This window comes from Acinetobacter sp. 243_ASPC, assembly GCF_001054715.1.
Taxonomy (GTDB): Bacteria; Pseudomonadota; Gammaproteobacteria; order Pseudomonadales; family Moraxellaceae; genus Acinetobacter; species Acinetobacter soli.
Genome location: NZ_JVOR01000040.1, coordinates 40,521 through 54,161, shown reverse-complemented (window position 1 = coordinate 54,161; position 13,641 = coordinate 40,521). Strand labels below are relative to the sequence as shown.

Annotated in this window: 13 protein-coding genes; 4 read left to right on the top strand and 9 right to left on the bottom strand. The window is 40.6% G+C overall.

The genetic code is table 11. The features are described 5' to 3' along the window. The first annotated feature begins 11 nt into the window (after positions 1–11). From hscB to fdx, 3 genes are read left to right on the top strand one after another with little or no spacing between them, the layout of a single operon-like run. Positions 12–527 carry a Fe-S protein assembly co-chaperone HscB gene (hscB, locus tag ADA42_RS04185; protein ID WP_048763746.1) on the top strand — a complete coding sequence of 172 codons (516 nt, stop codon included), beginning with the start codon at positions 12–14 and terminating at the stop codon, positions 525–527. Between the two features lie 33 nt (positions 528–560). Continuing rightward, positions 561–2,423, top strand: a complete 1,863-nt coding sequence (hscA, locus tag ADA42_RS04180) for a Fe-S protein assembly chaperone HscA (RefSeq protein WP_048763744.1) — start codon at positions 561–563, stop codon at positions 2,421–2,423. 15 nt (positions 2,424–2,438) lie between these two features. Beyond that, positions 2,439–2,777 (top strand): ISC system 2Fe-2S type ferredoxin, encoded by a 339-nt coding sequence (gene fdx, locus ADA42_RS04175; protein WP_004936847.1) that lies wholly within the window; start codon positions 2,439–2,441, stop codon positions 2,775–2,777. Positions 2,778–2,827: 50 nt separating this feature from the next. Here fdx and ADA42_RS04170 read toward each other — a convergent pair whose 3' ends face one another. From ADA42_RS04170 to ADA42_RS04140, 7 genes are all read right to left on the bottom strand, one after another. After that, entirely contained in the window at positions 2,828–4,267 is a 1,440-nt protein-coding gene (locus ADA42_RS04170; RefSeq protein ID WP_048763742.1) for an adenylate/guanylate cyclase domain-containing protein, read from the bottom strand. A gap of 55 nt (positions 4,268–4,322) precedes the next feature. After that, the gene (locus ADA42_RS04165) at positions 4,323–4,757 is read right to left on the bottom strand and encodes an HIT domain-containing protein (RefSeq protein WP_004936845.1); all 435 of its coding nucleotides are present in this window, start codon (positions 4,755–4,757) and stop codon (positions 4,323–4,325) included. 143 nt (positions 4,758–4,900) lie between these two features. Next, positions 4,901–8,362, bottom strand: coding sequence for a transcription-repair coupling factor (gene mfd, locus ADA42_RS04160; protein WP_048763741.1), 3,462 nt, complete (start codon positions 8,360–8,362; stop codon positions 4,901–4,903). A 60-nt stretch (positions 8,363–8,422) separates the two neighbouring features. After that, a complete protein-coding gene (locus tag ADA42_RS04155; protein WP_025094880.1) occupies positions 8,423–8,776 on the bottom strand; it encodes a hypothetical protein in 354 nt (117 codons plus the stop codon). Between the two features lie 116 nt (positions 8,777–8,892). After that, entirely contained in the window at positions 8,893–9,675 is a 783-nt protein-coding gene (locus tag ADA42_RS04150; RefSeq protein WP_004936836.1) for a glutathione S-transferase N-terminal domain-containing protein, read from the bottom strand. A gap of 13 nt (positions 9,676–9,688) precedes the next feature. Beyond that, complete coding sequence (gene rraA, locus ADA42_RS04145; RefSeq protein WP_004936834.1) at positions 9,689–10,204, bottom strand: ribonuclease E activity regulator RraA; 516 nt, start codon at positions 10,202–10,204, stop codon at positions 9,689–9,691. 12 nt (positions 10,205–10,216) lie between these two features. Then, complete coding sequence (locus tag ADA42_RS04140) at positions 10,217–10,882, bottom strand: NAD-dependent epimerase/dehydratase family protein (protein ID WP_048763739.1); 666 nt, start codon at positions 10,880–10,882, stop codon at positions 10,217–10,219. 208 nt (positions 10,883–11,090) lie between these two features. On the opposite strand from ADA42_RS04140, the gene rpsT reads away from it, so the two are divergent. Then, positions 11,091–11,360, top strand: a complete 270-nt coding sequence (gene rpsT / locus ADA42_RS04135) for a 30S ribosomal protein S20 (protein ID WP_004925626.1) — start codon at positions 11,091–11,093, stop codon at positions 11,358–11,360. Positions 11,361–11,427: 67 nt separating this feature from the next. Here rpsT and ADA42_RS04130 read toward each other — a convergent pair whose 3' ends face one another. Further along, entirely contained in the window at positions 11,428–12,165 is a 738-nt protein-coding gene (locus ADA42_RS04130) for a histidine phosphatase family protein (RefSeq protein WP_048763736.1), read from the bottom strand. A gap of 56 nt (positions 12,166–12,221) precedes the next feature. Further along, positions 12,222–13,082: a 3'(2'),5'-bisphosphate nucleotidase CysQ family protein gene (locus ADA42_RS04125; RefSeq protein WP_048763735.1), complete on the bottom strand. Its 861-nt coding sequence runs from the start codon at positions 13,080–13,082 to the stop codon at positions 12,222–12,224. Positions 13,083–13,641 lie beyond the last annotated feature (559 nt).

Below are 13,641 nucleotides of genomic sequence, written 5' to 3'. Positions count from 1 at the left end.
ATTCATCTCCCATGAATCATTTTGAGTTGTTTGACTTACCGGTAGCACTCGACATTGATTTAGTCACTTTAAAAAATAATTTTCTGAAATTACAGCAGCAGTATCATCCAGATAAAGCTGTAGATAAAGAACAGGCGCTTATTCAATCTAGTGACATTAATCAGGCTTACAAAACCTTAAGTAATGTCGATAGTCGTGCTGCCTATATGTTGGCGTTGAAAAAACAAGATCATCACCTCGACCAATCTATTCATGATTTTGAATTTTTACAATCTGCACTCGAAATTAGAGAGCAGCTTGATGAAGCCTCGACTCCATCTGAGCTTGATTTACTCAAAAATGAAGTGAATCAATGGATCGATGGTCTTATTCGCGAATTTAAAATTGACTATAACGATGAAGACTGGTCGGAAGCACGTGACACCGTACGAAAATTACGTTTTTTTCAACGAGTCTTAAACGATATAGACAAAGCAGAAGATCAGCTACTTGATGAAGATAGCTTCGATCTTGATGATGACTTTTAATTTTACTGCATAGATTTACTCAAGGGATTTTACATGGCACTCTTGCAAATTGCTGAACCTGGTCAATCAAGTGCCCCACACGAGCATCGCATTGCGATTGGTATTGACCTTGGAACAACACATTCTTTGGTTGCAACAGTTCTTTCTGGGCAAGCCAAAGTATTACAGGACGAAAAAGGCCATGTCTTATTTCCTTCGATTGTGCATTACGCCGATCAGTCGATTGAATATGCCAACGATGCCAAACCATTTTTGACTACTGATCCGCAAAATACCATAGTTTCGGTCAAGCGCTTTATGGGACGCTCAAAAGCGGATATTAAGTTTCAGCACCCGTACAAACTGGTGGGCAATGACAATGAAATGCCTGCATTTGAAACGGCGCAAGGACGTAAAACGCCAGTCGAAATTTCTGCAGCCATTTTGACTCAGCTCAAACTTCGCGCAGAAGATAGCCTAAAAAATCCGATTAATGGTGCTGTAATTACGGTGCCTGCGTATTTTGATGAAGCACAGCGTCAGGCAACGCGCGATGCGGCCCAGCTTGCTGGATTAAACGTGTTGCGTTTATTGAACGAACCCACTGCGGCGGCTATTGCATACGGTTTAGATCAAGAAAACCAGTTAGCTCAAGACCACAATTATGTGATTTACGACTTGGGTGGCGGAACATTCGACGTTTCCATCTTAAGATTTTCACAAGGTGTTTTTGAAGTACTGGCCACTGGTGGACATACGGCTTTAGGCGGTGATGACTTAGATCGACTCATTGTTAAATGGGTGAAAAAACAGTTACAGATTGAGTCACTCGATGATCACGAATATGCAGCCTTTATTGTGGCTGCACGTAGTGCAAAAGAACAACTCTCTGAATCGCCTGAAGTGACCTTTAAAGCACTGGATCATCAGATCGTACTTACCCGTAGTGATTTTGAGTCGATTATTCAAGTTGCACTTGATAAAACCATTAGTGTTTGTAAACGTGTCTTACGTGATGCAAAACTCAGTTTAGATGAGATTGAGAAAGTGGTTTTAGTGGGTGGTTCTACACGTTCGTATGCCGTTCAAAATGTGGTGCGTGAAGTATTCAAACAAGAACCACTCTGTTCAATCAATCCTGATGAAGTCGTGGCAATTGGTGCATCGATCACTGCCAATCAATTGATTGGTAATACACAAGATGGATCACTTCTGTTGGATGTTACGCCATTGTCTTTAGGTTTAGAGACGATGGGTGGTTTGGTTGAGCGACTGATTTCTCGTAACACTGCAATTCCTGTGGCACGCCGCCAAGAATTTACCACGTATCAAGATGGCCAGACTGCAATGTTGATTCATGTGGTTCAAGGCGAGCGTGATCTGGTTGAACATTGTCGTTCTCTGGGTAAGTTTGTACTGCATGGTATTCCACCAATGACTGCGGGTCAGGCACGCATTGAAGTTACGTTTCAAGTGGATGCAGATGGCTTACTCAATGTTTCTGCGCAAGAAACCACATCCGGCGTCAAAGCACAGATCGATATTAAACCGTCTTATGGGCTTTCTTCTGCAGATACAGAACGCCTATTGTTAGAAGGTTTCGAGCATGCCGAAGAAGATAAAAATCTTCGTCACTTGCAAGAAACCAAAGTTGAAGCGCAACGCGAACTCGAAGCACTCGAACAAGCATTGAAAGCCGATGCTGAATTACTCGATTCATCGCAGGCAAAAGCACTTGTTCAAGCGAAAGAAGCGCTTCAGCAACAATTACAATCGAATGATATTGCTCAAATTGAAGCAGCTGTCGCCAAGCTTAAGGTGCATAGCGATGAATTTGCTGCTATGCGCATGAATCGTCATATCGATCATGCACTTAAAGGCACCAAACTTGAAGATTGGTCAAACTCACAGAAATAAAACAGGTGAATTACTATGCCACGTATTAAAGTTCTTCCGCATACACAAATTTGCCCAGATGGTGCTGAGTTTGAAGTAGAAGAAAATGCCAACCTTTGTCAAAGCTTGCTTGCAAACGGCATTAAGATTGAACATGCTTGCGATATGTCATGCGCATGTACTACATGCCACGTGGTTATTCGTAAAGGCTTTGATAGCCTTGATGAAATGAATGATGTTGAAGCAGATTTACTTGATCGTGCTTGGGGCTTAGAGCCAGATTCACGTTTGTCTTGCCAAGTAAAAGTGGTGACTGAAGATTTGGAAGTCGAAATTCCAAAATACACCATCAATCATGCCTCAGAAAATCATTAATCAAGAAAAAGCCATCGTTCAACGATGGCTTTTTTATATGCTTTAGCGGATTATTCGGATTTTACTTCATCTTCAAGTGACAACTTCACCACGCCTTCACTATTGGTGATTGCCTGCTGATCTTGAATACGCTGGATCATTTTTTCCATCACTACAATCAGCTGTGCGTATTCATAACGCTGTACTTCTTCTAAATTTAACAGTAGATGAAAGCCTTTATACTCATAATCAAACCAGCGCTGAAACTCCTCATGGCTTCCCGTATATTTTTCAAGAATTTGCCAAGTTTTAACCGCGTTTTGAATACCTTTTAAATAAATTGGCGCTTTCGGCGCACATAAAAAATCATCTTTAATGAGCTGGTAAGTTTCATCCGAAATTAAAATTTCATCAACTTCTGCTGCATATTGCAAACGTGCTGCCAAATTAACATCACGACCTACTATGGTATAGGCCATACGGTATGTCGCACCATAGTTTCCCACGTGGCAATAACCCGTACTAATTCCCATCCGAATATTTAAAGCGGGATATCCCATTTTTTTCCAGCGCTCTCGTAACAGTTTCATTTGCTGACGCATCGCAATGGCCATCTCAACACAGGATCTGGCATCTTGCTGAACACCCTGAGAATTTGGATCACCAAAGAAAATTAAAATGGCGTCGCCCATAAACTTGTCAATTGTTGCTTCGTACTGATTGGCAATTTCAGTCATATGACTCAAATAATCATTGAGCAAAAAAGCCAAATCGTCTGGAATCAATGTTTCTGAAAGCTCGGTAAATCCCTGAATATCAGAAAAAAATACGGTCAATTTTTTACGTTTGTATTCAATTTTAGCTTCTGACTCTCCGCGCATAATCGACTGCCATAACTGCAAAGGTGCATAACGGCTTAACTGATTAGCAAATGTCATATAGCGCGTCATTTGGTTGTAATAGTCTTGACGCTCTAAGTTGAGTTTTTCAATATATAAATTTTGATAGTAATTGCCCATACTGATAAAAATAATCAGGCAAATCAAACTGATCACGATTAATTCTTGGCTAGTCGCTCCGAGATAACCATGAAAACCGAAAACAAACAGTGTGTTGAAGTAAAAAAAGGCAATACCAGATAATACAGCCAGAGCCATCACAGCAAATGGAATTCGGCTGTTGATCGCACTGTATAAAAGTGCAAACAGGCTAACAAAAGTTAAAACAAGATTTAAATGAACACCCGCCAGAAACATTGATACCACAATGGTATCTATAATAAAAAAAACGCTGAGAACAACTTTTCTTTCAAACTTATCTTCTAAGTAGCGATTAAGTTTTGGAATAACAATTAAGATGGCTAGGAAAAGCGCAGGAACAAAGATTTGAACAGTTGAATAAGGTGAAGTGAAGGCATATATCACCAAATTGAGTGAGAGAATGAAGTATCCCATCATCCGATGAAAATACATAAATTGTTGAGGCTCTCTCTCAAGCAATCTCGTGAGCATCCTATCCTCCACTTCGCAGCTTAGGCTGCATCATTCCAGATGCAGCACATTGGACTTAGTCCATACGCCAGTCAAATGGCATATCACCTTGACCACGCAATGCCAGCATTAAGGTTTGACGCATATGCGCTAAAACATCATTAGAATACGGGACCGCAGGTGTTCCCCATACCGGTTTCGGCCAAACAGAATCGTTTTGGTAACGCACAACATGATGAAAGTGTAATTGAGGCACCATATTACCGAGTGCAGCCACATTCATTTTGTCTGCACGAAACACGCGCGCCAGTTGGCTCGACAACCAGCTTGATTCTCTCAAAAATTGTTCTTGATCAGCTTGGCTCAGTTCATAAAGCTCTGAAACCCCAGGAACACGTGGGATTAAAATAAGCCATGGAAATTGCATATCATTCATTAAACGACATGTTGAAAGCGGAAAGTCGCCAACAAAAAAAGTATCTTGAGCAAGTTGTGGATGCAAACTAAACATATCTTTATAAATGACACAATAACAGTGATGGCTAATACTATCACATCAGTTGTGATGTGAATATTATTAGCCAAGTGTTTACTTACAAATATCAATGATTTTGTTCAAAAAAATCGAGTTAAATACAGCACGCTAATTTGCTTTTATACATTCAACTCATTAATAAGTTTAGATAATAAATCCTGCGCAAATTGGATACGTTTTTCATATGCTTCAAGCTGAACCATGACTTTAAGGCGCTGCCCACCTTCCATACGGTAGTAGGTCGGTTGCTTTTGCATAAGCTGAATAATACTGATTGCCTGAACTGGTGTATCTTGAGCAAACTCGATGTAGCCACCTTGCGTGTTGAGATCAATTTTGGTGATTCCCAACTGCTCAGCTTGCAGTCGAATGTGATGAATACTAAACAATTGCTTCACAGCAGGTGGTAGTGTACCGAACCGGTCAATCAATTCCATTCGAATATTGTCTAGTTTCTCTTGAGTGTCGGTATTACTGATACGCTTATAAAACAGTAAGCGCTGATGTACATCGCCCAAATATTCATCCGGGATCAAAGCCGGCATATGTAAATTAATTTCGGCTGTGAGCGTGAGCGGCGCATCAAAGTTAGGCGTTTTACCCTTTTGAATCGCTTTGGTTGCTTTTTCAAGCATTTCCATATACAGGCTATAACCAATCGCCTGCATAGATCCACTTTGCTGCTCGCCCAATAGTTCGCCTGCACCACGAATTTCTAAATCCTCTGTAGCCAGCATAAAACCGGCCCCTAACGTTGATGCGCGTTGAATCGCATCCAGACGCTTTTCTGCATCCCCTTTAAGGTGTTTGATTGAAGGCACCAATAGATAGGCATAAGCTTGATGATGCGATCGTCCAACACGGCCACGAAGCTGATGGAGTTGCGCCAAACCTAGCTTATCGGCTCGCTCTATAATAATGGTGTTGGCATTGGGTACATCAATACCCGTTTCAATAATGGTTGAGCAAACCAAAACATTATATTCTTTGTGATAAAACTGCTGCATCACTTGCTCAAGCTCGCGCTCGCGCATTTGACCATGCGCCACAGCGACACGCGCTTCTGGCACCAAATTACGAATATTTTCTGCTGCACGCTCAATGGTATCCACTTCATTGTGCAGGAAATAAACCTGACCACCTCGAAGCAACTCGCGTAAAATGGCTTCCTTAATGGAGTCATCGGTGTGTTCTTGAACAAACGTTTTGACTGCTAGACGTCTGGCTGGTGGCGTTGCGATAATAGATAAATCGCGCATGCCCGAAAATGCCATATTTAAAGTTCGCGGAATTGGTGTTGCTGTAAGGGTCAACATATCGACATCTGCACGCATGGCTTTGATTCGCTCTTTATCACGAACACCAAAGCGATGCTCTTCATCGACAATCATCAGTCCAAGATCATGAAATTTGACGGTTTCCTGAAGTAACTTATGTGTACCAATCACAATATCGACTTTACCCACCTCTAAATCTTCAATATTTTTTTGATGGGTTTTATTCGAACCGAATCGCGATAATACTTCAATACGTACCGGCCAGTCGGCAAAGCGATCTTTGAAAGATTCATAATGCTGTTGGGCTAATAGTGTCGTGGGAACCAATACAGCCACTTGCTTATTGTTTTGCACCGCGACGAATGCCGCACGCATGGCCACTTCAGTTTTTCCAAACCCAACATCACCACATACTAAACGATCCATTGGCTTAGCCAGTTGCATGTCATGCAAGGTCGCCTCAATAGCATTAGCTTGATCGAGTGTTTCTTCATAAGCAAAGCCACTTGAGAATTGCATATACAGACTATGATCCAGCTCAAACGCAAATCCCGGCTTAGATTGACGCCGTGCTTGTATGTGAAGCAACTCCGCAGCCACATCATGAATTTGCTCCAGTGCTTTACGTTTGGCCTTGTTCCATGCATCAGTGCCAATTTTGTGTAATGGCGCTAAATCTGGATCCCCTCCACTGTAGCGGCTAATCAAATGTAAATTGGTGACAGGCACATATACTTTTGCAGCATCGGCATAATCGAGCTGCAAAAACTCATAGTCCTGTCCATCAATCTCCAGCGTGACCAAACCGGCATAACGCCCTACACCATGATCGATATGTACAACCGGGGCACCTATACTAAGTTCTGTTAAACTGCGGATCAGAAACTCTTCAGAGACATCTTGCTGGCGTTTTCGACGACGCTGAACGACTCGATGCTCATAAAGTTGATTTTCAGAAATAACCGACAGTTGATCAACGATCACCAAACCACGATCAAGAGGCGCACTGGTAATTGAAATAGGATGCTGCTGCTTTAGAAAATCTTGAAAGCTGTCGATTGTTGGGATATCACCCAAACTTGGACGTAGCGCATCCTTTAGGGTTTCACGGCGACCGGCACTTTCTGCAACAAGTAAAACTGGATGACCAGCCGAATCAATATAGTTTTTTACGACTTCAAAAGGTTGCTGTTTTTTTGGATCGACAGGTAATCGTACAGGTTCTGCTGTTGGTAAGTTAATTGCACCTGCACGAGATGGAGCTGGTGCAGTTGACACTTCGATACGAGGCAGTTGATTGAGTTGCTCTAACACTATATTAGGCGTTAAAAATAATTCTTCTGGCGCCAAAATTGGGTGATCGATATTGTGTCGGCGGCTTTCATAACGCTGTGACACATCTTTCCAAAATGAGATTAAAATCTCATCCAATGTATCATTTGTAATGACAATGCAATTTTTAGGTAAGTACGAAGTAAAGTAACTACCCTGTTGTACACTTTCTTTACTAAAAAATAGCGGCAGATAAAACTCAACACCAGGCGATGCAATACCGTCTAAAACATCTTGATAAATCGGATTTTTCTTTGGATTTGCAGTTGGAAATGCTTCTGCATAACGCTCACGAAAAACAGATCGACCTTCTTTTAATGGAAACTCTTTAGCAGGTAAAACACGAAATTGCTTTAAACTTTCTGTCGTACGCTGGGTTTCAGGATCGAAAAACTTTAATGTCTCAATTTCATTATCAAACAAATCGATACGAATGGGCTGTGATTGTCCAGAGGCGTAAATGTCCATAATACTACCCCGAACTGCAAATTCACCATGGTCATATACAGTATCGACTAAATGATATCCTGCCTGAATCAATCTTAATTTTTCTTTTTCTAAGTCAAATTTCTGCCCAACCTGAATGTCAAAATGCTCCCCCACAATCCAAGAAATTGGGGCAATTTTTTGTGCAAGCGTTGAAGCTGAAATCAATAATACGCCCTGCTGCGGCATATTGGCCAATATTGCTAGACGTTCAGACACAATATCTTGATGCGGTGAAAGACGATCGTATGGAAGAATTTCCCAATCTGGAAAAATAACCGGTTTTATGCCATAAAATTCCAATTCACTTTCAAGTTGTGCAAGATGCTGGCTATTCTTTGCAACCACCACAATCAGTGAGGAGATTTGGGCAGACATTTCTTTGAATAGAAGTGATCCAGATGAACCCAAGAGTGAACCGATCCAGCGTTTCTCGCCTGTTTTTAATTGCTGTAATTTGAGTTGTGAAATTTCGTGTTGGAACATTGAGGTCGCATATCTAGTAGACATGCGCTGTATCTTAGCATGTCCGAATTGATCTATGCCTTACTTATCTCGTTTAAACTCTCGATAATAATGATTCAATTTTTCAATAATTGCCTTGAATTCTCGTAAGTTATTCTCGTTATTTTGTAGCCGCTGCACATAGTTTCCAGTAGCAATTTCAAGATCGATTTTTTCATTAATCACAATACTTGCAAGGTAAAGCGCTGCCAAATCATCGAAACGATTCAGACGGCGATTCGAAAAATATTCGAGTCGTTCTGAAAGCGTGTTTACCACTATGCCGTTTACACAGTAGCCCTGTTCAGGATGATATGAGATGTCATGATCTTTCATATACTGGGCTTCTAGATTGTTTTTGGAGCCACCCATCCAGTCCGTGATTTTTTTAAACATGTCTTGTCTCAGCTTCAATCAGGATGTTCAATTTTACCCGATTTCGTCATGCCAGAACACGTAACACGCATTCTGGCAATCTCATGCATTATGTCCAAATTGATTAGATTGGGTGTTTAAGAATGTCCATACTGTTTTTTCAAGTATTGAACAATAAGCGCCGACTCAAATAATTTGGTTTGCGTATTTGGATCATACAAATACGGCACTTGCATTTTCCCCTGCATGAGTGGCAATTGCTTTTCACGCTTCCCACCTTTCAGTGGGCAATATTTACCAGGTTTCAATCGTAAAACAGCCGGCCCCATATCTTGCCAACGCTCTTTAGAGACATTATGCAAAAGATAAGGTAACTCCAATTCTGTTAGCGTCTCTCGAACCAAACGAGAGTAAGGACTCGCCTCAAAACTCCACAACTCAAGTAACTGCTCTGGCGCTGCCCGATCAATAATTTTCTTATTGACCCATACACCACGTGCTGTATTGACAAGCGTTGCCAGTATCCCTGCAACAGGCAATTTCGGATAATGAGCATATTTCTCAGGTGTTTTGCCAGTTTGTCCATAATGCTTAAATAGATGCTGAATAATCAGCTCTGACTCATACAACTGATCACCCGTATTTTCATCAATTAGGAAAGGAAATTGAGTCTTACCGCCTTTTTCTTTTACAAGTTTCCTATACTTTTGCCCACCTTTAGGACATGGATAGACTTCAACATCCAGATTTAATAAGGTAAGAACTTCTCGAACACGTCGAGAAAAGGGCGATCCTTCAAACTCATAGAGTTTAATCGGTTTTTCTGGCTGCTTTGGAAATGCAGTTCCAGTCACTCCGCGCCCGCCTTCAATAATACTGGCAGCAACGGATTGTAAAACTTTAACTTGATGAATCAGCATAAAACAACCTTTATTAAAATTGATGAAGTGGTTCTTCTGTCACAATTATTCCATTGTTGTCGGCATATAGATAATGGCCAGACTGAAATGTCACATTTCCAAAATAAACAGGAATATGTGTTTCGCCTATCCCTTTGCGATGACTTTTTTGAGGAATTGCAGCCAATGCATGCACACCCAGATCAAGTGTTCGTAGTACGTCAACATCACGGACACACCCGTAGATCACAACCCCATGCCAGCCATGTTCTACAGCAGATGCGGCAATCATATCACCCATTAATGCACAGCGCATCGATGCACCGCCATCTACCACTAGCACCTTTCCATGCCCAGGCGTTGCTAACAGCTCTTTTACCCGGGAGTTATCCTCGAAGCATTTCACTGTAACAATTTCTCCCCCAAAGGTTTGGCGTGCACCATAACTTTTAAAACTCTTACCGTCTAACGATGGCACCAGTACTTGAATATTTTTGTCTGGATGATCATCAAGTAAATCACAGGTCACAAACGGTACCACTGTTGTCATTTTATTCTCCATTTATGTCATTGTTTGAATCTGCAAATTATCATATATCTGTAAAGGTTGTATTTGCTGCTTTGACGCAGTTAGCATTGCTTTAGCCACTTGATCTGCATGAACCGGCTTATATAAAAATGGCTTCTTCACAAGATGCTCAAAAACAGTAAATGCGCGCTGTCCAACTCCTTCAAGTAAACGCTGCTCGTCTCTCATGCCTATTAAAAGTGACGGCTGGAAAATCGATACTCGATATAGCCCAAGCGATTTAATATATTCTTCGAGCTCCCCCTTCACGCGGTTATAAAAAAACATAGAAGATACGTTTGCACCTAATGCACTGATAAATAGAAAGTGTGTTTGCTGATTCTGTAGCAAATCTGCTACATGTGCATTGATCTCGTAATCCACCGCATAGAATTTTTGTTTAGACCCTGCTTTTTTTAAAGTTGTGCCTAAGCAGCTAAAAACATGGGTATATCCAGACAAATCTTCATCATTTAATAATAAAAAATCATCGAGCACATATTGTTCAACACGAGGAATATCATTCAATGCGTCATTTTTGTGCCGTACAATAACGGTGATCGCATCGAAGAATGCTGAAGTTTGTAGCTGTTCAAGTAATGCGCTTCCAACCAAACCCGTTGAACCCAAAACCAGTGCTTTATTTTTTAAATTAGACATGTTTTTTACTACCGAATTATTTTTATAGCTAATTTAACGTTTTCTTTGGCATTAATCAGCATCAAAAACGTAGCAAAAACGTCTCAAGGCTTGACTTACCGACAGGGATTCATCAAAATATGGCACTTGTTTACGGGCTGGTGATTGTTTTATTTTTTAAGTAAAGCTTCAGCCCGCCCAGACCAATCAAATTTCAAGGAGTGCAAGAGTGGCAAACTCTGCTCAGGCAAAAAAACGTGCGCGTCAAAACGTTAAAGCGCGCAAACACAACGCAAGCTTGCGTTCTATGGTTCGTACATACATCAAACGTACTGTAAATGCAATTGCAGCTGGTGATTATACTGTTGCTACAGAAGCTTATAAAAAAGCTGTTCCTGTAATCGACCGTATGGCTGACAAAGGCATCATCCACAAAAACAAAGCAGCTCGTCACAAGAGCCGCTTGAATGCTCAAGTTAAAGCACTTGCTTCTAACTAAGTAATTCATAAAAAAAGCCCGATGGGGCTTTTTTTATGTCTGCTATTTAGCTTATCTGATTTTGTCATTACTCATGTCGATTTAAGAAATCAGAAACCTTCAAATGATGTCGTTCACCACGCCACAACCAGTTTAGCTCGCTCCCAGCAAAATCATCTCCTTCAAACCATACAAATAAACCTTCCATCATGGCAGGCCAATCTTCTTGATCAATTTGTTGACGCCCAGCCATGACTGCGACAATCGCTGCAATAATTGTATCGTGACTGACCGCAAGACTTAAACCATAAGGTGCAGAAGGGTGCGTGTTATAAATCAACTCAAGCACATCGAATACACCCGTAATCGGATGTTTCATACCGGGTAGCGCGTTATTTACAAAACTATTTATAAAACCAAGCGCACCCTGCTGTCTGAAGAAAGGTGCAGCTTGTTTGATATCAAGCACAAAACTTCCTGGCTCCACCAGCAAACCTTGCTCGACAATTTCAATCGTATGGGTATTTGGGCAACGTGCCACCGCATCGGCACCCTCAATGATCAATGCATCAGTATCAACACAGCGCTGAATAGGACTTGAAATACAATGCTGAATGGTTCGACCAGTATTTTCAATCAAGTAAGCCCCCCATGCTTTGGCTAACTCACGTCCTTGATCAGTTAACTGTAGATCATAGCCAGCCAGCCCTTGCCCATTCACCAACTCTCTCAGTGAATGGCGGGTAAACAAAGTCACAGGTATGTTTGGATCTGGAAGTAGATCTAAAGCTCGGAACATGCTGGGAGGAAGCAATTTAAGTGTCATGATCAAAATCATTAATTCTTTATTACGTTATCACTATATCACGCAACAAAAAACACTCAATTATAATTGTCCATATGACTCAACAGGTCTTTGGCAAGCTTTTCATACTTAGGGCTGGCAAATGCTAAGAAGCCTTTATTCAATAAGGTATCGCGAACGTTATACTTAAAAGGCAATCCTTTCAAAGAGACCAACCCTCCGCCTATACTTTCTAAAAGCCCCTGACCTGCGCTGGTATCCCACTCAGAAGTGGGATGAAAACGTGGATAGAGATCAATCTCACCTTCAAGCATTAAGCAAAATTTGTAAGCACTGCCCGCTTCTAAACGCTCAACAGTATAGTGTTGCTCCAGATACGTCATGAGTTGCTGATACTGATCATTTTTATTGTTATGACTTAAGCCAACTCGAATTACATTTGAATGCTGATCGCTATCTGCTTGATAACGCCACCAGCGTTTGGACTGAAACTCGTATTTATAGGGATGTTGATCGAGATATCCTAAATAAACAACACATTTACAAGGCACAACCAAAGCTGAAAAGTTTGTTTTATCACCACACACCAAACTTAAATTGATCGTAAATTCTTGCCGTTTATGTAAAAACTCTTTTGTCCCATCGAGTGGATCAAGCATCCAGAAACTTTTCCATTCGGATCGCTGCACACTTTCACTTTCTTCAGAAAGTACAGGATAGAACGGCTCAAGTTTTGCCAACTCCTCAGTCATATACTGATTGACGCGAAGATCCGCTTGAGTGACTGGAGAAGTATCCTCTTTCCGATCAATCTTAAACACTTTTCCCGATGCATAAGTATCAAACTCTTGAACCAGTATTTCCGAGGCATGAGCTAAAATATCAAGAATTTTCAACAACAATGGATCATGAGACACCGGATCAGATATAACAAACATAGCTTCATTTATTCTCTTATCGACTTTATTGAGTATATTCGTTTAGCAGCAAGATTAAAATTAACCCCATGATACAAATAAACCTAAGATTTCATTAAGTTTTTTCTTATGTTTACATAAATAAACAACTTTTCACCTAAAATATGAGATAAAAATCACATTTTTAATTAAAATATGAATCGAAAATCACCTAATCTAATAATATATATGGGGTTATATCATTATGAACTTAATTAAATTTTTAAAAAGTTTCAATACGGCCAATACCTATCTATTCATGACCTCAATCGTTTTACTATTTCTAGTCCTCTATTTTTATGTGATTAGCCCCAAATAAGCCACTAATGTGGCTTTTTTAATCTTTCATTACAACTAAAAATATTTTATTTTACCCACTCTTTACAGCATTGTGTTTCGCTTGAACAATATAAAACTGAATGTGTAAAAAAATAATGGAACTATTGAAACTGTTCAGAAAGCCCTTATATTTAGAACCTGTAGCGTGCCTAAAAGTAAAAAGGCAAAATCAAACTGCTTTGTGGCTTTTGTAAGGATTTTG

What these genes read in the sequence shown, in the direction of transcription:
- hscB (WP_048763746.1), top strand. Translation starts at nt 12, where the DNA reads ATGAATCATTTTGAGTTGTTTGACTTACCGGTAGCACTCGACATTGAT.
- hscA (WP_048763744.1), top strand. Translation starts at nt 561, where the DNA reads ATGGCACTCTTGCAAATTGCTGAACCTGGTCAATCAAGTGCCCCACAC.
- fdx (WP_004936847.1), top strand. Translation starts at nt 2,439, where the DNA reads ATGCCACGTATTAAAGTTCTTCCGCATACACAAATTTGCCCAGATGGT.
- ADA42_RS04170 (WP_048763742.1), bottom strand. Translation starts at nt 4,267, where the DNA reads ATGCTCACGAGATTGCTTGAGAGAGAGCCTCAACAATTTATGTATTTT.
- ADA42_RS04165 (WP_004936845.1), bottom strand. Translation starts at nt 4,757, where the DNA reads ATGTTTAGTTTGCATCCACAACTTGCTCAAGATACTTTTTTTGTTGGC.
- mfd (WP_048763741.1), bottom strand. Translation starts at nt 8,362, where the DNA reads ATGTTCCAACACGAAATTTCACAACTCAAATTACAGCAATTAAAAACA.
- ADA42_RS04155 (WP_025094880.1), bottom strand. Translation starts at nt 8,776, where the DNA reads ATGTTTAAAAAAATCACGGACTGGATGGGTGGCTCCAAAAACAATCTA.
- ADA42_RS04150 (WP_004936836.1), bottom strand. Translation starts at nt 9,675, where the DNA reads ATGCTGATTCATCAAGTTAAAGTTTTACAATCCGTTGCTGCCAGTATT.
- rraA (WP_004936834.1), bottom strand. Translation starts at nt 10,204, where the DNA reads ATGACAACAGTGGTACCGTTTGTGACCTGTGATTTACTTGATGATCAT.
- ADA42_RS04140 (WP_048763739.1), bottom strand. Translation starts at nt 10,882, where the DNA reads ATGTCTAATTTAAAAAATAAAGCACTGGTTTTGGGTTCAACGGGTTTG.
- ADA42_RS04130 (WP_048763736.1), bottom strand. Translation starts at nt 12,165, where the DNA reads ATGACACTTAAATTGCTTCCTCCCAGCATGTTCCGAGCTTTAGATCTA.
- ADA42_RS04125 (WP_048763735.1), bottom strand. Translation starts at nt 13,082, where the DNA reads ATGTTTGTTATATCTGATCCGGTGTCTCATGATCCATTGTTGTTGAAA.